Annotated in this window: 19 protein-coding genes; 10 read left to right on the top strand and 9 right to left on the bottom strand. The window is 62.0% G+C overall.

Translation table 11 applies throughout. From position 1 onward, the window contains the following. Positions 1-18: 18 nt before the first annotated feature. A complete protein-coding gene (zwf, locus tag AAZU54_RS10510) occupies positions 19-1,461 on the bottom strand; it encodes a glucose-6-phosphate dehydrogenase (protein ID WP_312153637.1) in 1,443 nt (480 codons plus the stop codon). Between the two features lie 103 nt (positions 1,462-1,564). Here zwf and hexR point away from each other — a divergent pair, with 103 nt between their 5' ends. After that, a complete protein-coding gene (gene hexR, locus AAZU54_RS10505) occupies positions 1,565-2,431 on the top strand; it encodes a transcriptional regulator HexR (protein WP_186553073.1) in 867 nt (288 codons plus the stop codon). Between the two features lie 159 nt (positions 2,432-2,590). Next, positions 2,591-2,809, top strand: coding sequence for a PA3496 family putative envelope integrity protein (locus AAZU54_RS10500; protein ID WP_186553072.1), 219 nt, complete (start codon positions 2,591-2,593; stop codon positions 2,807-2,809). On the opposite strand, the gene AAZU54_RS10495 is transcribed toward AAZU54_RS10500, so the two are convergent. Further along, positions 2,751-3,713 (bottom strand): LysR family transcriptional regulator, encoded by a 963-nt coding sequence (locus tag AAZU54_RS10495; RefSeq protein WP_186553071.1) that lies wholly within the window; start codon positions 3,711-3,713, stop codon positions 2,751-2,753. The two genes, AAZU54_RS10500 and AAZU54_RS10495, sit on opposite strands and share 59 nt — an antisense overlap. A 189-nt stretch (positions 3,714-3,902) precedes the next feature. On the opposite strand from AAZU54_RS10495, the gene AAZU54_RS10490 reads away from it, so the two are divergent. Together AAZU54_RS10490 and oadA are read left to right on the top strand one after the other, a co-directional pair. Beyond that, positions 3,903-5,318, top strand: coding sequence for an acetyl-CoA carboxylase biotin carboxylase subunit (locus AAZU54_RS10490; protein ID WP_186553070.1), 1,416 nt, complete (start codon positions 3,903-3,905; stop codon positions 5,316-5,318). Between the two features lie 11 nt (positions 5,319-5,329). Then, positions 5,330-7,138 (top strand): sodium-extruding oxaloacetate decarboxylase subunit alpha, encoded by a 1,809-nt coding sequence (gene oadA, locus AAZU54_RS10485; protein ID WP_434727129.1) that lies wholly within the window; start codon positions 5,330-5,332, stop codon positions 7,136-7,138. A gap of 137 nt (positions 7,139-7,275) precedes the next feature. On the opposite strand, the gene AAZU54_RS10480 is transcribed toward oadA, so the two are convergent. Genes AAZU54_RS10480 through AAZU54_RS10470 form a run of 3 tightly spaced genes read right to left on the bottom strand, consistent with a single transcriptional unit; the run spans position 7,276 to position 9,056 of the window. Then, the gene (locus AAZU54_RS10480; RefSeq protein WP_312151846.1) at positions 7,276-7,953 is read right to left on the bottom strand and encodes a GNAT family N-acetyltransferase; all 678 of its coding nucleotides are present in this window, start codon (positions 7,951-7,953) and stop codon (positions 7,276-7,278) included. A gap of 14 nt (positions 7,954-7,967) precedes the next feature. After that, positions 7,968-8,414 (bottom strand): GNAT family N-acetyltransferase, encoded by a 447-nt coding sequence (locus tag AAZU54_RS10475; RefSeq protein WP_434727128.1) that lies wholly within the window; start codon positions 8,412-8,414, stop codon positions 7,968-7,970. Positions 8,415-8,426: 12 nt separating this feature from the next. Further along, a complete protein-coding gene (locus AAZU54_RS10470) occupies positions 8,427-9,056 on the bottom strand; it encodes an FMN-binding negative transcriptional regulator (protein WP_434727127.1) in 630 nt (209 codons plus the stop codon). Positions 9,057-9,145: 89 nt separating this feature from the next. Between AAZU54_RS10470 and AAZU54_RS10465 the strand changes: the two genes are divergently transcribed. After that, positions 9,146-10,672 carry a PLP-dependent aminotransferase family protein gene (locus tag AAZU54_RS10465; protein ID WP_405129181.1) on the top strand — a complete coding sequence of 509 codons (1,527 nt, stop codon included), beginning with the start codon at positions 9,146-9,148 and terminating at the stop codon, positions 10,670-10,672. Between the two features lie 123 nt (positions 10,673-10,795). Here the strand turns inward: AAZU54_RS10465 and AAZU54_RS10460 are convergent, their stop codons facing one another. The 4 genes from AAZU54_RS10460 to aspA all read right to left on the bottom strand — a co-directional run bounded on the left by AAZU54_RS10460 (position 10,796) and on the right by aspA (position 15,794). After that, positions 10,796-11,899, bottom strand: coding sequence for a polyamine ABC transporter substrate-binding protein (locus AAZU54_RS10460; RefSeq protein WP_434727126.1), 1,104 nt, complete (start codon positions 11,897-11,899; stop codon positions 10,796-10,798). After that, positions 11,896-12,942, bottom strand: coding sequence for a histone deacetylase family protein (locus AAZU54_RS10455; protein WP_312151839.1), 1,047 nt, complete (start codon positions 12,940-12,942; stop codon positions 11,896-11,898). The genes AAZU54_RS10460 and AAZU54_RS10455 overlap by 4 nt, the downstream gene beginning before the upstream one ends. A 271-nt stretch (positions 12,943-13,213) precedes the next feature. Then, positions 13,214-14,206 carry an AraC family transcriptional regulator gene (locus tag AAZU54_RS10450; protein ID WP_186553062.1) on the bottom strand — a complete coding sequence of 331 codons (993 nt, stop codon included), beginning with the start codon at positions 14,204-14,206 and terminating at the stop codon, positions 13,214-13,216. Positions 14,207-14,369: 163 nt separating this feature from the next. Further along, entirely contained in the window at positions 14,370-15,794 is a 1,425-nt protein-coding gene (gene aspA, locus AAZU54_RS10445; RefSeq protein ID WP_186553061.1) for an aspartate ammonia-lyase, read from the bottom strand. Positions 15,795-15,974: 180 nt separating this feature from the next. Between aspA and AAZU54_RS10440 the strand changes: the two genes are divergently transcribed. The 5 genes from AAZU54_RS10440 (at position 15,975) to AAZU54_RS10420 (ending at position 19,586) form a co-directional block, all read left to right on the top strand. Continuing rightward, entirely contained in the window at positions 15,975-16,904 is a 930-nt protein-coding gene (locus tag AAZU54_RS10440) for a LysR substrate-binding domain-containing protein (RefSeq protein WP_186553060.1), read from the top strand. Positions 16,905-17,076: 172 nt separating this feature from the next. Beyond that, a complete protein-coding gene (gene purE / locus AAZU54_RS10435) occupies positions 17,077-17,568 on the top strand; it encodes a 5-(carboxyamino)imidazole ribonucleotide mutase (RefSeq protein ID WP_264234062.1) in 492 nt (163 codons plus the stop codon). A 10-nt stretch (positions 17,569-17,578) separates the two neighbouring features. Further along, the gene (locus tag AAZU54_RS10430; RefSeq protein ID WP_186553058.1) at positions 17,579-18,661 is read left to right on the top strand and encodes a 5-(carboxyamino)imidazole ribonucleotide synthase; all 1,083 of its coding nucleotides are present in this window, start codon (positions 17,579-17,581) and stop codon (positions 18,659-18,661) included. A gap of 96 nt (positions 18,662-18,757) precedes the next feature. Continuing rightward, complete coding sequence (locus tag AAZU54_RS10425; protein ID WP_119137131.1) at positions 18,758-19,003, top strand: GlsB/YeaQ/YmgE family stress response membrane protein; 246 nt, start codon at positions 18,758-18,760, stop codon at positions 19,001-19,003. Between the two features lie 49 nt (positions 19,004-19,052). Further along, complete coding sequence (locus AAZU54_RS10420) at positions 19,053-19,586, top strand: DUF3299 domain-containing protein (RefSeq protein WP_392467431.1); 534 nt, start codon at positions 19,053-19,055, stop codon at positions 19,584-19,586. The last annotated feature ends 35 nt before the right edge of the window (positions 19,587-19,621 follow it).

Below are 19,621 nucleotides of genomic sequence, written 5' to 3'. Positions count from 1 at the left end.
CATGCAGTCAGAAATCTTTCAGCTATGCCAAGCTCTTCCCTGGCGGGTCAGCAGGGTGTTGGCAGATTCGGGGCCATTACTGCCTGCGTGATAGGGGCGCGGTGCCTGGAAGTGTTCTTCCCAACCCTTGAGCATCGGGTCGATCCAGGCCCAAGCCGCCTCGACCTCGTCGCGGCGCATGAACAAGGTCGAGTCGCCGTCGAGCACATCCAGCAGCAGCCGCTCGTAGGCTTCCCAACGGCGGGTCTGGCCGAATACCTGGGCCAGGTTCAGGTCAAGTTCTACCGGTTCCAGGCGCATGCCCTTGCCTGGGCTTTTGGTCATCATGCGCAGGCTGATGCGCTCGTCGGGTTGTAGTTGGATCAGCAGTTGGTTGACCTGGCCGCCGCTGAACAGCTCATGCGGCACCGGTTTGAACTGGATGACGATCTGCGAGGTGCGGCGTGCCATGCGTTTGCCGGTGCGCAGGTAGAACGGCACGCCGGCCCAGCGCCAGTTGTCGATCTGCGCCTGGACGGCAACGAAGGTCTCGGTGTCGCTGTCATTGTCGACGTCTTTTTCGAAGTAGTAGGCCGGCACTTCCTGGCCACCGATCCGCCCGGCACTGTATTGGCCGCGTACGGTCTTGTCCTGCACATCCTGGCCGGTGATCGGCTTGAGCGCTCGCAAAATCTTCACCTTCTCGTCGCGCACCGCTTCGGCGTCGAACTGTGCCGGGGGCTCCATCGCCACCAGGCACAGCAACTGCAGCAGGTGGTTTTGCAGCATGTCGCGGGTGGCGCCAGCGCGGTCGTAGTAGCCGCCGCGATTCTCCACCCCCAGGGTTTCACAGACGCTGATCTGCACGTGATCGACCTGGCCATTGCGCCACACCGGCTCCAGCAGGGCATTGGCAAAGCGCAGCGCCATCAGGTTCTGTACGGTTTCCTTGCCCAGGTAGTGGTCGATACGAAACACCTGCGATTCATCGAACACCGCGCCGATCGCTTCGTTGATCGCGGTGGCCGACTCCAGCGAATGGCCGATGGGCTTTTCCAGCACGATACGGGCTTCGTGATCGGCCAGCCCGGCGATGCGCAGGTGGTTGGCAATGGGTACGAACAGGTTGGGCGCGGTCGCCAGGTAGTAGATCCGCGCCAGTCCTCCCGGCTCGCCGAGATAGCGCGCCAGACGGCCGAAGTCGGCGCTTTGCGAGGCGTCCATGGGGAAGTAGTCGAGCCTGGCGCTGAAGCGCCACCAGACGTCTTCTTCGAAATCGTGGCGGGCGATCTGTGCCCGGCAATGGCGCTCGGCGAGTTTCAGGTAGTCGTCACGGCTCAGGTTGCGCCGGGCCAGGGAGATGATCCGCACCGCATTGTGCAGACGTGCCTCGCGATACAGGTGGTAGAGCGCCGGCAGCAATTTGTGCAGGGCCAGGTCGCCCGTGCCGCCGAAGACCAGAATGTCGCAAGGAATAGTCAAGCCACCACTCTCCACGTTCGTTTAACTGGGCGGGTCGCCGGTCATGTAGTATAACTACAAGAAAGCTACATCCCGGCCAGCCGATCATAACCGAGTCCAGCCCGTGAATCTGTTGCAACATATCGCCCAATCGCGCCATCTGCTGCGCAAATCGGAACTGAAAGTGGCTGACCATGTGCTACTTGATCCGGCTGCCGTCATGCACAGTTCCATGGCGGATCTGGCGCATAACGTCGGTATCAGCGAGCCGACCATCGTGCGTTTCTGCCGGGCGATTGGCTGCTCTGGGTTTCAGGACCTCAAGCTCAAGCTGGCGCAAAGCCTGGCCGCTGGCGCCAGCTTCGGCCAATTCGCGATCCATGAAGACGACTCGGTCGCCGACTACAGCCTGAAGATCTTCGACACCACCCTGCACACCTTGATGGAAGTGCGCGAGCATCTCGATCCGCACGCGCTGCAGCAGGCGGTAACGGCCATGGCCCATGCCCAGCGCGTGGAGTTCTATGGTTTTGGCGCGTCGGGTGCGGTGGCTGCCGATGCCCAGCACAAGTTCTTCCGCCTGCTGCTCAGCGCGGCGGCCTATTCCGACCCGCACATGCAGGCGATGTCGGCGGTGACCTTGAAGCCTGGCGATGTGGCGGTGTGTATCTCTCAGTCGGGGCGTTCCAAGGATCTGTTGATCACGGCCAACCTGGTGCGTGAGAGCGGCGCAAACCTGATTACCCTGTGCCCGAGCCAGACGCCGTTGGCCGAGTTGTCCACGGTCAATCTGGCGATCGATGTGCATGAAGACACCGAGATCTACACCCCGCTGACTTCGCGCATCGCTCACCTGGTGGTCATCGACGTGCTGGCCATGGGCGTGGCCATGGCGCGTGGGCCGAGCCTGGTCAATCACCTCAAGAGCGTCAAGCGCAGCTTGCGCAGCCTGAGGTTGTCGCCCAAGTCGATCAAGGCCATGGACGATTGATTCAGGGTGCCGGTGGCGGTTTCATCGCGGGGCAAGCCCGCTCCCAGGTGAGACCGGCACTGACACTGCAAATTTCATCGATCTGTCACCCTTCGGCAGCTAAATCGTAAAATCTTCGAGCCAGTCTGAAACTCCCGCACTCGATCAGGGAGACAGGCAATGGCTCGTGACTTCGATGGCTCGTACCAACCCAACGCCAAGGCTCGCAAGCAAGCTGAGAAAGATCAGCGCCGGATGGAGTTTCGCCGCGCGATCGAAAGCTACTCCGAGCAACGTCAACTGCTGCGCGAAATCGCCGATTATCCCGAACTGAGGGAGATCACCGTGTGGCAGGTATCGGCGGCAGCTTCCCCGAAAAACGCTCCACAAGCGCGCTGATCATCGCACGTTCGCTGCGAATGAACGCCAGAAATGCCAAGGCCACCGGCGACTGCCGCTTGGCCTTGGACTGCACCACGCACCAGCTGCGGTACAGCGGCAGTTCCTCGACCGGCAACTCCTTGAGCACTCCGGTGGCCAATTCCATGTTCACCGCGTGTCGCGTCAGCAGGGCAACTCCCAAGCCTGCGATCACGCATTCGCGCTGGGCATCGGCGGAGGCCACTTCGAGGGTCTGGGTGAAGTGCACGCGCTTGTCCTTGAAGTATTCCTCGCAGGCCTTGCGCGTACCCGAACCCTGTTCACGGATCAGCAGGGTATGAGGTTCCAGGTCCTGCAGGCGCAGCTGTTCAAGTTTGCACAGCGGATGATCCGGCGGCGCCACGGCAATGATCGGATTGTTCAGGAATGGCAAGAACTCCAGGCCCATGTCCTGCGGCACCATGGACATGATGATCAGGTCGTCGCGGTTATCCGAAAGGCGCCGAATGGCCTGGGCGCGGTTGACCACCGTCAGGGTCAGGTTGACCTCCGGGTGACGCTGCTTGAAGGCGGCGAACAGGTGTGGCACGAAGTACTTGGCGCTGGACTCGATCGCCAGTTTCAGCTGCCCTTGCAGTGAACCCTGCATGTCCGACAGCTGCATATCGAGGTTTTCCAACCTCCCGAAGATATCCCGGCTGGCGCGCTGCAAGGCCTCGGCGGCTTCGGTGAGGTAGAGTTTCTTGCCGACATACTCGAACAGTGGCTGACCGACCAGCTCTTCAAGCTGGCGGATCTGTAGACTAACGGCGGGTTGCGTCAGCGCCATCTCCTCGGCGGCCCGGCTGTAAGAACGCAAATCGCACACCTCATTGAAGATCTGCAATTGACGCAATGTCATACGCATCAATGACTTACGCATTTTTCTCCGGGCTCCGGCAAAACCTTGTTACGTGACTATAAGCTTTTGCTAATGCTGCCCCTAATAAATATTGATTTTTGTTTATCGTCCTTCAGCGCTAGGGTGAATATGCGACTGGCCAACTGCATCTGGTCACGCGCCGACCGGTAGAACCGGATCGTATGTTCCATCGGCTTTGGGAAGACTCCAGTGATAAAAAAAATCCTGATCGCCAACCGGGGTGAAATCGCAGTTCGGATCGTGCGTGCCTGCGCTGAAATGGGCATTCGCTCGGTGGCGATCTTTTCCGACGCCGACCGGCATGCCTTGCACGTCAAGCGCGCCGACGAGGCCTACAGCATTGGTGCCGAGCCACTGGCCGGCTATTTGAACCCGCGCAAGCTGGTCAACCTAGCTGTGGAAACCGGCTGTGATGCCTTGCATCCTGGCTACGGTTTCCTCTCGGAAAACGCCGAACTGGCAGAAATCTGCGCCGAGCGCGGGATCAAGTTCATCGGCCCGTCCGCCGACGTCATTCGGCGCATGGGCGACAAGACCGAAGCGCGCCGCACCATGATCCAGGCCGGGGTGCCCGTGACCCCTGGCACCGAAGGCAACGTGGCGGATATCCACGAAGCCTTGAGCGAAGGCGAGCGTATTGGCTACCCGGTCATGCTCAAGGCCACCTCCGGTGGCGGCGGCCGTGGTATTCGTCGCTGCAACAGCCGTGAGGAGCTGGAGCAAGCCTTCCCTCGGGTGATCTCCGAAGCGACCAAGGCGTTCGGCTCGGCCGAAGTGTTCCTGGAAAAGTGCATCGTCAATCCCAAGCACATCGAGGCGCAGATCCTGGGTGACAGCTTTGGCAATGTGGTGCACCTGTTCGAGCGCGATTGCTCGATCCAGCGCCGCAACCAGAAGCTCATCGAGATCGCCCCAAGCCCACAGCTGACTCCAGAGCAGCGCGCCTACATCGGCGACCTGGCAGTACGTGCGGCCAAGGCGGTGGACTACGAGAACGCCGGTACCGTGGAGTTCCTGCTCGCCGATGGCGAGGTGTACTTCATGGAGATGAACACCCGGGTTCAGGTGGAGCACACCATCACTGAAGAAATCACCGGCATCGACGTGGTCCGTGAGCAGATTCGCATCGCCTCCGGCCTGCCACTGTCGGTCAAGCAGGAAGACATCCAGCATCGCGGCTATGCATTGCAGTTCCGCATCAATGCCGAAGACCCGAAAAACAACTTCCTCCCCAGCTTCGGCAAGATCACCCGTTACTACGCACCGGGCGGCCCAGGCGTGCGTACCGACACGGCGATCTATACCGGCTACACCATTCCGCCGTTCTACGACTCGATGTGCCTGAAACTGGTGGTCTGGGCGTTGACCTGGGAAGAGGCCATGGACCGCGGCCTGCGGGCCCTGGACGACATGCGCGTACAGGGGGTCAAGACCACCGCCGCGTACTACCAGGAAATCCTGCGTAATCCGGAATTCCGTAGCGGGCAGTTCAATACCAGCTTCGTTGAAAGCCACCCAGAACTGACCAACTACTCGATCAAGCGCAAACCCGAAGAGCTGGCCCTGGCCATCGCCGCCGCCATCGCCGCCCACGCAGGCCTGTGAGGAACCCCATAATGTCCAAGAAAATTCACGTAACCGACACGATCCTGCGCGACGCCCACCAGTCCCTGCTGGCCACCCGCATGCGAACCGAAGACATGCTGCCGATCTGCGAAAAGCTCGACAAGGTCGGCTACTGGTCGCTGGAAGTGTGGGGCGGCGCCACCTTCGACGCCTGCGTGCGCTTCCTCAAGGAAGACCCGTGGGAGCGCCTGCGCAAACTGCGTGCGGCACTGCCCAACACCCGCCTGCAGATGCTCCTGCGCGGGCAGAACCTGCTCGGCTATCGCCACTACAGCGATGATGTGGTCAAAGCCTTCGTGGCCAAGGCGGCGGTCAACGGCATCGACGTATTCCGCATCTTCGATGCGATGAACGACGTGCGTAACCTGCGCGTGGCCATCGAAGCGGTCAAGGCTGCCGGCAAGCACGCCCAGGGCACCATCGCCTACACCACCAGCCCGGTGCACACCATCGATGCCTTCGTTGCCCAGGCCAAGCAGATGGAAGCCATGGGTTGCGACTCGGTGGCGATCAAGGACATGGCCGGCCTGCTGACCCCATACGCCACCGGCGAGCTGGTCAAGGCGCTGAAGGCCGAGCAGTCGCTGCCGGTGTTCATCCACTCGCACGACACCGCCGGCCTGGCAGCCATGTGCCAGCTCAAGGCGGTAGAAAACGGCGCCGACCACATCGACACCGCCATCTCCAGCTTCGCCTGGGGCACCAGCCACCCAGGCACCGAGTCGATGGTCGCCGCGCTCAAGGGCAGCGAGTTCGATACCGGTCTGGATCTGGAACTGCTGCAGGAAATCGGCCTGTACTTCTACGCGGTGCGTAAGAAGTACCACCAGTTCGAGAGCGAATTCACTGCGGTGGACACTCGCGTGCAGGTCAACCAGGTGCCTGGTGGGATGATTTCCAACCTGGCCAACCAGCTCAAGGAGCAGGGCGCCCTCAACCGCATGAACGAAGTGCTGGCGGAAATCCCACGGGTGCGTGAAGACCTCGGCTTCCCGCCGCTGGTCACCCCGACTTCGCAGATCGTCGGTACCCAGGCGTTCTTCAACGTGCTGGCCGGCGAGCGCTACAAGACCATCACCAACGAGGTGAAGCTGTACCTGCAAGGCGGTTACGGCAAAGCGCCAGGCGTGGTCAACGAGCAGCTGCGCCGTCAGGCGATCGGCAGCGAAGAGGTGATCGACGTCCGCCCAGCCGATCTGCTCAAACCAGAAATGACCAAGCTGCGTGCCGACATCGGTGCCCTGGCCCGTAGCGAAGAGGACGTACTGACCTTCGCCATGTTCCCGGACATTGGCCGCAAGTTCCTCGAAGAGCGTGAAGCCGGCAGCCTCAAGCCTGAAGAGCTGCTGCCAATCCCTGAAGCGGGCGCTGCTGCGTCGGTGGGCGGCGAGGGCGTACCGACCGAGTTCGTCATCGACGTACACGGCGAGACCTACCGCGTCGACATCACTGGTGTCGGCGTCAAGGCCGAAGGCAAGCGGCACTTCTATCTGTCGATCGATGGCATGCCGGAAGAAGTGGTGTTCGAACCGCTCAACGACTTCGTTGGCGGTGGCGGCAGCAAGCGCAAGCAGGCCAGTGGTCCGGGCCACGTCAGCACCACCATGCCAGGCAACATCGTCGATGTGCTGGTCAAGGAAGGTGATGTGGTCAAGGCGGGTCAGGCGGTACTGATCACCGAAGCGATGAAGATGGAGACCGAAGTGCAAGCGGCCATCGCAGGCAAAGTCGTCGCCATTCATGTGGCTAAAGGTGACCGGGTAACCCCGGGCGAGATCCTGATCGAGATCGAAGGCTGAGCCCAGCCTTCATCTACAAGCGGTTAACCTCATTGGGGAGCGATAGCTCCCCTTTTTTTGTGTGCTTGACCGCTATCGCGGGGCAAGCCTACCCGTGGGAGTGGGCTTTCCCCGCGATAGCGGTGGTACTGACAGCCTCACTTCACCTGTGCACGACACGCTTGCAGTGATTCCACCTGCCCTTGGGCCGGTTGGTTGTCCTCGCTCAACCACCGTTCAAACCCCGCCGCCACCGCCGGCCACTCTTGATCGGTAATCGAATACCAGGCCGTATCGCGGTTCTGCCCCTTGATCACCATGTGATTGCGGAACACCCCCTCGTAGGTAAAGCCAAAGCGCTCTGCTGCCCGCTTGGAACGGGCGTTGGCGTTGTTGCACTTCCACTCCAGGCGACGATTGCCCAACTCAAAACCCAGCTTGCCCAGCAAATACACCGCTTCAGTACCCTTCGGTGTGCGCTGCATGGCTGCACCAAAGGCGATGTGGCCGATCTCGATGCGGCCATGCTCGGGCACGATCGACATCAGGCTGAGAATCCCCTGTACCTGGCCGTTGGTGCGGTCGATGACGCTATAGAACAGCGGGTCGCGGCTGGCCGCGTTGCCCTCCAGCCAACGATCGAAGGCGGCGCGCTCGGCAAATGGACCGTATGGCAGGTAGTTCCATAGCACCGGGTCAGACTCGGGGCCTTGCAGCACTTCCCACAGGTCTTCGCCATGGCGTGTCGGATCAAGCTTTTCCAGGCGAATGAACCGCCCCTCGATGGGCTCGGCCTGAGGAACGATAGCGGGCTTCCATTGCGACAGCTGACTCATAGGTGGCTCCTGTCTTACAGCGCTTTGCGAAATTGGATGAAGCCCGGACGTTCCGCGACCTGCTCGTAGAGGCTGATGGCGGTAGCGTTGGTCTCGTGAGTCAGCCAGTGCACCTTGATGCAGCCAGCGGCCTTGGCTGTGGCATAGACCTGTTCGATCAACTGGCGGCCCACACCTAGGCCACGCTGATCTGCGTCTACGTACAGATCCTGCAGGTAGCAGGAATTTTCGATGCTCCAGTTGGAACGATGATAGATCCAGTTGACCATGCCCACCGCCTTGCCATCGACCCAGGCCAGCGCTGAACGGGTGGGCTCCTGCGGGTCGAGCAGGCGTTGCCAGGTTACCGCGCTGACCTCGGCGGGCAGCTCGGTCTGGTAGAAGCGCAGATAGGCTTGCCACAGAGGCAGCCAGGCGGCGTGGTCGTTGGCGTTGATCGGGCGGATGGTGACGGTGGACATGGGGCTATCCCTTCAGAGTGGGCGCATGTGAGCGGCAAGTTGTTGGTCCTGATGATCGGCGCTGTTGGCCAAGCCTTCGCGCACGCCTGCGATGTCCTCGGCCGAGCGGTTCTGACTGAGCTTGCGCGCACCTTGCAGGCGGGTGATGGGCAAGCGGAAACCGACAATCGCGCGCAGCATGCCGTCGATGTAGTCACTGGGCGCGTCACTGACACTCCACGGCTCGCTGCGCCCTTGCTCATGCAGGTCGCTCAGGCGGCTGACGATCTCCAGCAGGCCGGCTGCATCGTGGATCACTTGAGCGCAGCCATAGGCATGCACGGCCAGGTAGTTCCAGGTGGGGACCACCTTGTGGTGCTCGGCCTTGCTTGGGTAGAAGCTCGGGCTGACGTAGGCGTCGGGGCCGGCGAACACCACTAGCGCTTCGCCGCCTTGCTCCAGCGCCTGCCATTGCTTGTTGGCCTTGGCCAAGTGGCCGTAGACGGTGCCGAACTCGCCTTCGCCTGTGTCGATCAGCACCGGCAGGTGGCTGGCGAGCAAGCCTTGCTCGCCATGCGTCACCAGCACGGCCAGGCGGGTTTCCAGCATCTGCTGGTGCAGGCGCCCAAGGTCGTGCTCCTGATGGGGTTTGCTGTTGTACATGGCAGGTTCCTTGTCGAATGGCTTCATCCTAGGCAGGCTATTGGTCTAGGTTAAGAGCCATTCAAGACAGATTTGATAGGTCCAATCCCATGAGCGAACGTCCCATCGTGTTGCCTTTCGACCCTGCTGGGATCGTGCTCGACCAGCGTCGCGGCCTGAGCCAGCAGCTCTACCAGGCTTTGCGCGCGCGGGTGCTGGATGGGCGCCTGAGCAGCGGCACACGGCTGCCGGCCACCCGCGATCTGGCCAGTATGTTGGCGCTTTCGCGCAACAGCGTAGTGCGCGCCTACGACCAGTTGTATGCCGAGGGATACATCGAAAGCCGGGTAGGGGACGGCACCTATGTAAGCCAGCTGCCAAAACTATCCACACAACTGTCCACAGGGTTATCCCGTGGGTTATCAACAGGTTTATCCACATTTCCTGTGTATGACACTGTGGATTTGTCCAGCAGTGACCGCTCCAGCGAGCCTCTTGAGCGTCTGAAAAATCATCATTTGCCTGCGCCCAGAAGCGGTCCACCGCGGGCGTTTCGGGTGGGTATTCCTGCCTTCGATCTATTCCCATTCGACGTGTGGGCCAAGCTGCAAGCGGGTTTCTGGCGAAATCCAGAGCCTGCGCAGCTAGGCTATGGCGACCCGGCAGGAGAGCCTCAGCTGCGTGAACTGATTGCCGCCTACCTGCGCCGCTCCAGGGGCATGTCGTGCAGCGCTGGACAAATTGTGATCACCAGTGGCGCACAGGAGGCCATCAGCCTTTGTGCACAGTTGCTATTGCATCCCGGCGAGGCGGTGGCTGTGGAAAACCCAGGGTATCGCGCCGCTGGGCACGCCTTTGCCATCGCCGGTGGGCGAGTGCGTGGGGTGCCAGTGGATGACGAGGGGCTCGATTGCGCCAAGCTCGCACAACTGGCTGATTGTCGTTTGGCCTATGTAACGCCGGCTCATCAGTACCCCACAGGGGTGACCATGAGCCTGGCCCGGCGTTTGTCGCTGCTGGCCTGGGCCGAGCGCCAGGATGGCTGGATCATCGAGGACGACTACGACGGTGAGTACCGCTACAGCGGCGCGCCGCTGGCGCCGTTGGCGGCACTCGATCGGCAGGGGCGGGTGCTGTACGTCGGCACCTTCGGCAAGATTGCCTTTCCCGCGCTGCGCTTGGGTTACCTGGTGTTGCCGCAGCGTTTGGTTGAGGCGTTCAGTCAGGCCCGGGCCTTGGCGGTGCGGCATTCGGAAGTGGGTACCCAGTGTGTGATGGCCCAGTTCATGGCCCAGGGACATTTTCTGCGGCATATCCGTCGCATGCGCCGGGCGGCGTTGAGCCGGCGCAATGTGCTCAAGGCCGGGTGGCCGGAGGGGGTTGCCGGCTTGGGGGCGATGCCGGAGGTGTCGGCGGGGCTGCATGTGAAAGTGGCTGTGGATAACCTTGCCCGCGAGCGTGAATTGGTCGCACAGGCCGAGGCGGTAGGGGTGGAGGTGAATCCGCTGAGTAGTTATTGGTTGGAGGACAGCGAGGTGCCTGTGGATAAGCGCGCGGGGCTGGTGCTGGGGTTTGCGGCGGTGCCGCAGGCGCAGATTGCCGATGCGTTGATGCGCTTGCGTAAGGCCTGGAGGTAGCCAGGCCTACTTTGCGGCCTATCGCGGGGCAAGCCCGCTCCCACGATTCAAGCGCTCTAGGGATCGTTGCGTGGGAGCGGGCTTGCCCCGCGATGGGCTGCGTCGCAGCCCCAAAATCTCCAATCAGGTCCCGGACTTGATTCGCGTCCAAGCCCGAGTCCGCGCCCGTTCGGCATCCCGTGGCAGCGGCTTGAGCGTGTACAGCTTGGCCATCGCTTCCTCGGTCGGATACAGATTCGGGTTATTCCGAATCGCTGGGCTGACCTTCTGCGTCGCATCCTTGTTTGGATTCGGATACCCGACAAAGTCGCTGATCGGCGCAATTACCTCCGGGCGCAGCAGGTAGTTGATGAACACATGCGCATCCTCAGGATTGGCCGCGCCTTTCGGAATCGCCAGCATATCGAACCAGATCGGCGCACCTTCCTTGGGCAGGCGCATATCCACCACCACGCCATTCTTGGCATCGCGCGCGCGGTTGGCGGCTTGGGAGAAACTGCCGGAGTAGCCTACGGCCACACAGATATCGCCATTGGCGATGTCCGCCATGTACTTGGAGGAGTGGAAGTAGGTGATGTGCGGACGAATCTTCAGCAACAGTGCTTCGGCTTTCTTGTAGTCATCCGGCTTGCCGCTATTAGGGTCCAGGCCCAGGTACTTCAACGCCAGTGGCAGGATCTCGGACGGCGAATCGAGCAGGGCCACACCACACTGCTTGAGCTTGGCGATGTTCTCTTCCTTGAAGATCAGGTCCCAGCTGTCCACCGGGGCATCGGCGCCGAGCACGGCCTTGACCTTGTCTGGGTTGAAGCCGATCAGCACGGTGCCGTACATGTAGGGCACGGCGAACTTGTTACCGGGATCGTTGGCTTCGATCAGCTTCATCAGTGCCGGGTCCAGGTGCTGCCAGTTCGGCAGCTTGTTGCGCTCCAGCGGCTGGAACACGCCAGCCTCGATCTGCTTGGCCAGGAACACGTTGGACGGCACCACCACGTCATACCCGGAGTTGCCGGTGAGCAGCTTGGCTTCCAGCGCCTCGTTGGTGTCGAAGATGTCGTAGACCAGCTTGACCTGGCTGTCCTTCTGGAAGTCGGTCAGGGTCTGCGGGGTGATGTAGTCGAACCAGTTGTAGACGCGCAGGGTGCGCTGTTCGGCATGGGCTTGCAGGGCGCCAGCGGCAAGGCCGGCGACCAGCAAGGGGGCAAACAGTCGCTTGAGTCGTTTCATGGCCTGGCTCCTGGTTGGGCGCGCTGGAAGCCCTCCAGCACATTGACCGCGTTGATGCCGATTTCCTCAACAGCGTAGCCACCTTCCATCACGAACAAGGTCGGCTTGCCGAGGCGTGCGATGCGCTCGCCCATTTGCAGGTAGTCGGGGCTGTCGAGTTTGAACTGCGAGATCGGGTCATCCTTGAAGGTGTCCACGCCCAGGGATATCACCAGCACGTCCGCTGCATAGGCATCGATGCGCTGGCAGGCGTCTTCCAGGGCCTGGCTCCAGGCCGCCCAGTCGCTACCGGCGGGCAATGGATAATTGATGTTGCAGCCTTCGCCAGCGCCCTCGCCGGTCTCGTCGGCATAGCCGAGGAAGAACGGGAACTCATCGACCGGATCGCCGTGGATCGAGGCGAAGAACACATCGTTGCGGCTGTAGAAGATGTCCTGGGTGCCGTTACCGTGGTGGTAGTCGACGTCGAGGATCGCCACCTTGCTGTGGCCCTGGTCGAGAAACGCTTGGGCGGCGATGGCGGCGTTGTTCAGGTAGCAGTAGCCGCCCATGACTTCGCCAGCGGCGTGGTGCCCGGGTGGTCGGCACAGGGCGAACGCCGAATGGGCGCCTTGCTGGATGGCTGCCTGGGCAGTCAGCGCGACTTGCGCGGCGCTGTAGGCTGCTTGCCAGGTGCCAGCGGTGATCGGCGCGCCGGCATCGAAGCTGTAGTAGCCCAGCTCGCCGTGCAGCCCGGTGGGTTTGACCTGGCGCAGGGTGCGTGCCGGCCAGGTGAACGGCAGCAAGTCGCCGTCATGGCCCAGTGCGGCCCAGCGCGCCCAGGCGCCCTCGAAGAAGTTCAGGTAGTCGGCGCTGTGGATCCGCTGCAGCGGTGAACGGCCGAAATCGGTCGGGCCTTGGACTGGGCCCAGGTTGCGCTTTTTGACTTGATCAAGGACATGATCGGCGCGCGAGGGCATCTCGAAGCAAGGCATCAGCTTGCCATCGATCAGCTCGCAACGGCCGTGGTGCAGGCGGTGATCATCGGAATAGATCGTCAGCATTTGTTGTTCTCCGAAGGTTACTGGCGTTGGTCCATTGTCAGTGGCTGGCCGGTGGTGGAGAACGATGGTGGTGGCCAAAAGGGGATCGATGTGGCCAGGTTCGATGGCCGTTGTCGTTTGTGCTTTCGCTATCGCGGGGCAAGCCCGCTCCCACGTGAATTCCACACGAGCATTCCTCACGTGAATTCCACATGAGGATTTCCAACGAGGATTCAACGCGTGAACGCTACTGCGTGGGAGCGGGCTTGCCCCGCGATGGGGTCGCTGCCGATCAACCGCGAAAATGACTGGGCGCTACGCCGCTCCAGCGCTGGAAGGCATGGCGGAAACTGGCGGTCTCGCTGAAGCCCAAGGTCTCGGCAATCCGATAGATCGGCATTTGGTCCTCGGCCAGCAGCTGCTTGGCTCGCTCGAAGCGCAGCTCATCCAGCAGCTGTTGATAACTACTGCCCAGCGCTTGCAGATGGCGGCGCAGGGTGCGCGACGAGCAGTTCATCTGTCGCGCCAAACCTTCCAGCCCAGGCGCTGCGTCCAACTGCTGGATCAGCAACTGGCGAATCCGCCCCAGCCAGGCCTGGCGCCCGGTGAACTCAAGGTTCAACTGCCGGCATCGCTCGCTCATGGCCTTGTGGGTCACCGGATCGGCCAACGGCAGCGGCATGTCCAACCAGCGCCGTTCGAAGGCAAAGGCGTTGTCGCCGGCGGCAAACCCCAACGGGCAGGGGAATGCACCGCTATAAAGCGCGTGATAGCTGGGCTGGGCATGTTCGAAGCGTGCTGCCAGCAACGGCAGCGGGCGGCCGAGCAGGTCGTCGCAGATGGTTTTCAGCGACACCAGGCAGAACTCGGCATTGAAGGTCGCCAGCGCTGGGCTGTCGCGGTAATCGCTGGCGCTGAACCAGATCCGCTGGCCATCGTCGATCAGGCGAAGCTCGAAAACTGTTCCCAGCAGTGCCGGATAGCGCAGGGCCAGGCGCAGGGCGTCACCCAAAGTGGCACTGGAGAGCAAGGCGTAACCAAGCATGCCGTAGCACGACACATGCATGCGCCGGCCGAGCTCCAGGCCGATCTCCTCGCGCCGGGCCACGGCGTTGGCGCACACCTGCAATTCTTGCTGGGTGGTGATGCGCGCATCGGCATGGCCCAGGTCCGCTGGGCCAATGCCGCTGCCGGCTAGCAGGCTCGACGCATCGCAGCCGCTCTCTTGGAAAACCTTGAGAATCAGCGAAACGGCGTTGAGGGTGGTCAGGTGGCTGTGCAGCATGCTCGGCAATCCCGTGGGTTGGGAGGCATTATGGAGCAAGTTGTGTGCCGGGCGTCTGTTCAGGGCCGGGATAAAAAAAGGGCCCTGAGCGTGCGCTCGGGCCCTTGAAAGGTCGAGAGGTGTCTAGTCCCTCAAACCTGGTGAGACAGGTTGCAGTCGTCGGTTACGCCTTCAGCGGCACCAGACGTGGAGCGATCATGTTTTCCGGACGCAGGATGTCGTTGAGCATCGCTTCGTCCAGCAGCTTCTCTTCGCGCACCAGTTCCAGTACGCCGCGGCCGGTTTCCAGGGCAACGCGGGCGATACGGGTGGCGTTTTCGTAGCCGATGTACGGGTTCAGGGCGGTGACCAGGCCGATCGAGTGCTCGACCAGTTCACGGCAGCGCTGTTCGTTGGCAGTGATGCCGACGATGCAGTGCTCGCGCAGCATGTCCATGGCGCGTTGCAGCAGGCGGATCGAGTCGAAGATCTTGTAGGCGATCAGCGGCTCCATCACGTTCAGCTGCAGCTGGCCACCTTCGGCGGCGACGGTCAGTGCCAGGTCGTTGCCCATGATGGCGAAGGCCACTTGGTTGACCGCTTCCGGGATGACCGGGTTGACCTTGCCTGGCATGATCGAGCTGCCTGGCTGACGCGCTGGCAGGTTGATTTCGTTGATGCCGGTGCGTGGGCCGCTGGACAGCAGGCGCAAGTCGTTGCAGATCTTCGACAGCTTGACCGCGGTACGCTTGAGCATGCCGGAGAACAGCACGAAGGCGCCCATGTCGGAGGTGGCTTCGATCAGGTCGGCAGCCGGAACCAGCGGCTGGCCGCTGATGGTCGCCAGGCGCTGTACTGCCAGCATCTGGTAGCCCGGGTCGGCGTTGATGCCGGTACCGATGGCGGTGCCGCCCAGGTTGATTTCGGTGAGCAGTTCCGGCGCCAGCGAACGCAGACGGTTGAGGTCTTCGGTCATGGTGGTGGCGAAGGCGCGGAATTCCTGGCCGAGGGTCATCGGCACGGCGTCTTGCAGCTGGGTACGGCCCATCTTCAGGACGTGGTCGAACTCTTTACCCTTGGCCGCGAAGGCTTGGATCAGGCTGTCGAGGCTGGCCAGCAGGGCGTCGTGACCCAGCAGCAGACCCAGGCGGATCGCGGTCGGGTAGGCGTCGTTGGTCGACTGCGCCATGTTCACGTCGTTGTTCGGGTGCAGGTACTGGTACTCACCCTTCTGGTGACCCATGGCCTCCAGCGCGATGTTGGCGATCACTTCGTTGGCGTTCATGTTGGTAGAAGTACCAGCACCGCCTTGAATCATGTCCACCACGAACTGCTCATGGTAGTCACCGCGGATCAGACGGGCGCAAGCCTCGCTGATAGCGGCGTGCTTGGCATCGCTCAAGTGCCCCAGCTCACGGTTGGCGTCAGCAGCTGCCTGCTTGACCATCGCCAGGCCGACTACCAGTTTCGGGTAGTGCGACAGCGGAACACCGGAGAGGTGGAAGTTGTTGGCAGCGCGCAGAGTCTGGATGCCGTAGTAGGCATCGGCAGGGACTTCAAGGGTACCAAGCAGATCTTTTTCGACGCGGAACGATGCAGCGGAGGACATGATGGATATCATCTCGAGTTTGACCCGGCACCTGCCGGAATGGCGCCAATCCTAGGCCGGGGCAGATTTGTCGGCCAATGCTGTTAGACGCTAACCTATGCACAAACGGCATAGTGATTGATGTGACGTCAATTGACATTCGAGCGTGTTCCATTTTGGTGCACGCCGGGAGATGGCTTCATGAACCTCGAAAGCAAATGGCTGGAAGATTTCAGCGCGCTGGCCTCAACGCGTAGTTTTTCCCAGGCGGCGGAGCGACGTTTCGTCACCCAGCCAGCCTTCAGTCGACGCATACGCAGCCTGGAGGCGGCACTCGGGCTGACCTTGGTGAATCGTTCCCGCACGCCAATCGAACTGACCGAAGCGGGGCAGCTGTTTCTCGTCACGGCGCGTACGGTTGTCGACCAGTTGAGCGAAGTTCTACGCCATTTGCATCATCTCGAAGGTGGCCAGGGTGAGGTTATCCAGGTAGCGGCGGCGCACTCGCTGGCGTCGGGGTTTTTCCCCCGTTGGGTGGCGCAGTTGCGCAACGATGGTTTGAACATTGCCACGCGCCTGGTCGCGACCAACGTCGGTGACGCCGTGCATGCCTTGCGCGAAGGCGGCTGCGATTTGATGCTGGCCTTCTATGACCCAGATGCGGCGTTGCAGATGGACGCCGAGATCTTCCCGTCATTGCACATGGGCACCACCGAGATGCTGCCGGTGTGCGCCGTTGGCCCTGACGGCAAACCGTTGTTCGATCTGGAGGGTGACGCCAGCGTGCCGCTGCTGGCCTACAGCGCTGGAGCATTCCTTGGGCGTTCGGTGAGCCTTCTGCTGCGCCAGCGCAACCTGCGCTATACCACTGTCTATGAAACGGCGATGGCCGACAGCCTTAAAAGCATGGCCCTCGAGGGTATGGGCGTGGCCTGGGTGCCACGGCTGTCGATGCAGGGCGAACTGGCCCGCGGTGAGCTGGCCGTTTGCGGCAGCAGCGCCTGGCACGTGCCGCTGGAAATTCGCCTGTACCGCTGCGCCCTGGTGCGCAAGGCCAACGTGCGCTTGCTGTGGCGCAAGCTCGAAGGTGGCGCAGTTGACCCAAAAGTCAGCCAAACCCCCGAAAAATAAGGCCGACAGTTGGTCGCCAGGGGTGCCGGGATGCTATCGCGTTACGTTATACTGCGCGGCCCCTCGACCGGATAGATTCCGGTCATGATCAGCAAACAAGCCACGCCGGTCGTCCCGCGTGGCTTGTTGTTTTTTGACGCGCCTGCGGGCGCACAAGCGAAGAGGCTCGACGATGAGTGCACTGGTTGGCGTGATCATGGGCTCCAAGTCCGATTGGTCCACCCTTAGCCACACCGCCGATATGCTGGAAAAACTCGGCATTCCCTACGAAGTGAAGGTGGTTTCCGCCCACCGCACCCCGGATCTGCTGTTCCAGTATGCCGATGAGGCCGAAGGCCGCGGCATCGAGGTGATCATCGCCGGTGCCGGTGGCGCCGCCCACCTGCCAGGCATGTGCGCCGCCAAGACTCACCTGCCGGTGCTCGGCGTGCCAGTGCAGTCGTCGATGCTGTCGGGCGTCGACTCGCTGCTGTCGATCGTACAGATGCCAGCCGGTATTCCGGTTGCCACCCTGGCCATCGGCAAGGCTGGCGCGATCAATGCCGCACTGCTGTCGGCGAGCATTCTCGGTGCCAAGCACCCGCAGTTCCACGCGGCGCTCAAGCAGTTCCGCACGGAGCAGACCGAAACCGTCCTGGACAATCCTGACCCGCGTCAGGCTTGAGGCTTACGACATGAAGATCGGTGTAATCGGTGGCGGCCAGTTGGGCCGCATGCTGGCCCTGGCGGGCACTCCGCTGGGCATGAACTTCGCTTTCCTCGACCCGGCGCCGGACGCTTGCGCCGCGCCATTGGGCGAGCACCTGCGTGCCGACTACGGCGACCAGGACCATCTGCGCCAGTTGGCCGACGAAGTCGACCTGGTCACCTTCGAGTTCGAAAGCGTCCCGGCCGAGACCGTGGCCTTCCTCTCGCAGTTCGTCCCGGTGTACCCGAGCGCCGAAGCGCTGCGCATCGCCCGTGACCGCCTGTTCGAAAAGAGCATGTTCCGCGACCTGGGCATCCCCACCCCGGCGTTCGCCGACATCCTGTCCCAGGCGGACCTCGATGCGGCAGTCGCCAGCATTGGCCTGCCAGCTGTGCTCAAGACCCGCACCCTGGGTTACGACGGCAAGGGCCAGAAGGTGCTGCGCAGCGCTGAAGACGTGGTCGGCACCTTTGCCGAACTGGGCAGCGTGCCATGCCTGCTGGAAGGCTTCGTGCCGTTCACGGGCGAAGTGTCGCTGGTGGCCGTGCGTGGCCGCGATGGCGAAACCCGCTTCTACCCGTTGGTGCACAACACCCACGAGAGCGGCATCCTGCGCTTGTCGGTGGCCAGCGAAGACCACCCGCTGCAGTCGCTGGCTGAAGACTACGTCGGTCGTGTGCTCAAGCAGCTCGACTATGTTGGCGTGATGGCCTTCGAGTTCTTCGAGGTCGACGGTGGCCTGAAAGCCAACGAAATCGCCCCACGCGTGCACAACTCGGGGCACTGGACCATCGAAGGCGCCGAGTGCAGCCAGTTCCAGAACCACCTGCGCGCCATTGCCGGCTTGCCGCTGGGCTCGACTGCCAAGGTCGGCGAGAGCGCCATGCTCAACTTCATCGGCGAAGTGCCGGCAGTGGACAAGATCGTCGCCCTCGACGACTGCCACCTGCACCACTATGGCAAGGCCTTCAAGGTTGGCCGCAAGGTCGGTCACGCCACCCTGCGTTGCTCGGACATGGCCACCCTGCAAGACAAGATCGCCGAAGTTGAGGCGTTGATCGCCGGCTGATTGAACCTCTGTGGCCAGCAAGGCCTCTGAAATGGCAACAAGCCAAAGCGCTGACTAGGCTTTGGCTTGTTTCATCTTCATATCAGAGGGATTGCCATGGGCATCATTGGAACCATCTTCATCGGCCTGATCGTCGGCCTGCTGGCCCGCTTCCTCAAGCCTGGGGACGACAGCATGGGCTGGATCATGACCATCCTGCTGGGTATCGCCGGCTCCCTGCTGGCCACCTATGGCGGCCAGGCATTGGGCATCTACCAGGCCGGGCAAGCGGCAGGCTTCTTCGGCGCACTGGTTGGCGCCGTCGTGCTCCTGGTGATCTACGGTCTGATCAAGAAACGCTGATTCCAGATAGAATGCCCGGCAATTCCACCTGAGTTGCCGGGCATTTTTTATGCGTGCGTTTTTCCTTATCCCGATGTTGCTGGTAGCTAGCCTGGCTCACGCCGAACTGCCTGAAACCGACTGGCTCGAACTGATGCCCAAGTCGGACCAGAAGGCGCTGGAGCTGATGCCGGAAATCGATCACAACTCGCCGGAAGCGATGGGCACCTTCACCGACAAGGGCGGCCTCAAGCAGAGCAAAGGCTTGCCGGCGGTGATGTACTCGACCAAGACCGTAGCGGCGATGAATGGTAAACAGATTCGCCTGGGTGGGTATCCGGTGCCGCTGGAGAGCGATGCCAAGGGCAACAGCACATTGTTCTTCCTGGTGCCGTATCCAGGGGCCTGCATCCACGTGCCGCCGCCGCCGCCCAACCAGCTGGTGCTGGTGCGCTATCCGCACGGGTTGAAGATCGATGATATCTATACGCCGCTGTGGGTCAGCGGGACGTTGAAGGTGGAAACCGTCAGCAATGACCTGGCGGATGCGGCGTATGCGCTGGATGCAGGGCAGGTGAGGGTGGTGGAGGATGCCGACCTCTGATGGTATCTGGGCCGGCCTCATAGCGGGGGCAACCC

The sequence above is a fragment of the Pseudomonas sp. Je.1.5.c genome, from assembly GCF_051129895.1.
Lineage (GTDB): Bacteria > Pseudomonadota > Gammaproteobacteria > Pseudomonadales > Pseudomonadaceae > Aquipseudomonas > Aquipseudomonas urmiensis.
Note: the sequence above shows the minus strand (reverse complement) of the source record. Positions and strands in the feature narration are given on the sequence as shown.

Coding starts and splice junctions, on each gene's coding strand:
- AAZU54_RS10500 (WP_186553072.1), top strand. CDS start 2,591: ATGGCTCGTGACTTCGATGGCTCGTACCAACCCAACGCCAAGGCTCGC.
- AAZU54_RS10495 (WP_186553071.1), bottom strand. CDS start 3,713: ATGCGTAAGTCATTGATGCGTATGACATTGCGTCAATTGCAGATCTTC.
- oadA (WP_434727129.1), top strand. CDS start 5,330: ATGTCCAAGAAAATTCACGTAACCGACACGATCCTGCGCGACGCCCAC.
- AAZU54_RS10480 (WP_312151846.1), bottom strand. CDS start 7,953: ATGAGTCAGCTGTCGCAATGGAAGCCCGCTATCGTTCCTCAGGCCGAG.
- AAZU54_RS10475 (WP_434727128.1), bottom strand. CDS start 8,414: ATGTCCACCGTCACCATCCGCCCGATCAACGCCAACGACCACGCCGCC.
- AAZU54_RS10470 (WP_434727127.1), bottom strand. CDS start 9,056: ATGTACAACAGCAAACCCCATCAGGAGCACGACCTTGGGCGCCTGCAC.
- AAZU54_RS10465 (WP_405129181.1), top strand. CDS start 9,146: ATGAGCGAACGTCCCATCGTGTTGCCTTTCGACCCTGCTGGGATCGTG.
- AAZU54_RS10460 (WP_434727126.1), bottom strand. CDS start 11,899: ATGAAACGACTCAAGCGACTGTTTGCCCCCTTGCTGGTCGCCGGCCTT.
- AAZU54_RS10455 (WP_312151839.1), bottom strand. CDS start 12,942: ATGCTGACGATCTATTCCGATGATCACCGCCTGCACCACGGCCGTTGC.
- AAZU54_RS10450 (WP_186553062.1), bottom strand. CDS start 14,206: ATGCTGCACAGCCACCTGACCACCCTCAACGCCGTTTCGCTGATTCTC.
- aspA (WP_186553061.1), bottom strand. CDS start 15,794: ATGTCCTCCGCTGCATCGTTCCGCGTCGAAAAAGATCTGCTTGGTACC.
- AAZU54_RS10440 (WP_186553060.1), top strand. CDS start 15,975: ATGAACCTCGAAAGCAAATGGCTGGAAGATTTCAGCGCGCTGGCCTCA.
- purE (WP_264234062.1), top strand. CDS start 17,077: ATGAGTGCACTGGTTGGCGTGATCATGGGCTCCAAGTCCGATTGGTCC.
- AAZU54_RS10430 (WP_186553058.1), top strand. CDS start 17,579: ATGAAGATCGGTGTAATCGGTGGCGGCCAGTTGGGCCGCATGCTGGCC.
- AAZU54_RS10425 (WP_119137131.1), top strand. CDS start 18,758: ATGGGCATCATTGGAACCATCTTCATCGGCCTGATCGTCGGCCTGCTG.
- AAZU54_RS10420 (WP_392467431.1), top strand. CDS start 19,053: ATGCGTGCGTTTTTCCTTATCCCGATGTTGCTGGTAGCTAGCCTGGCT.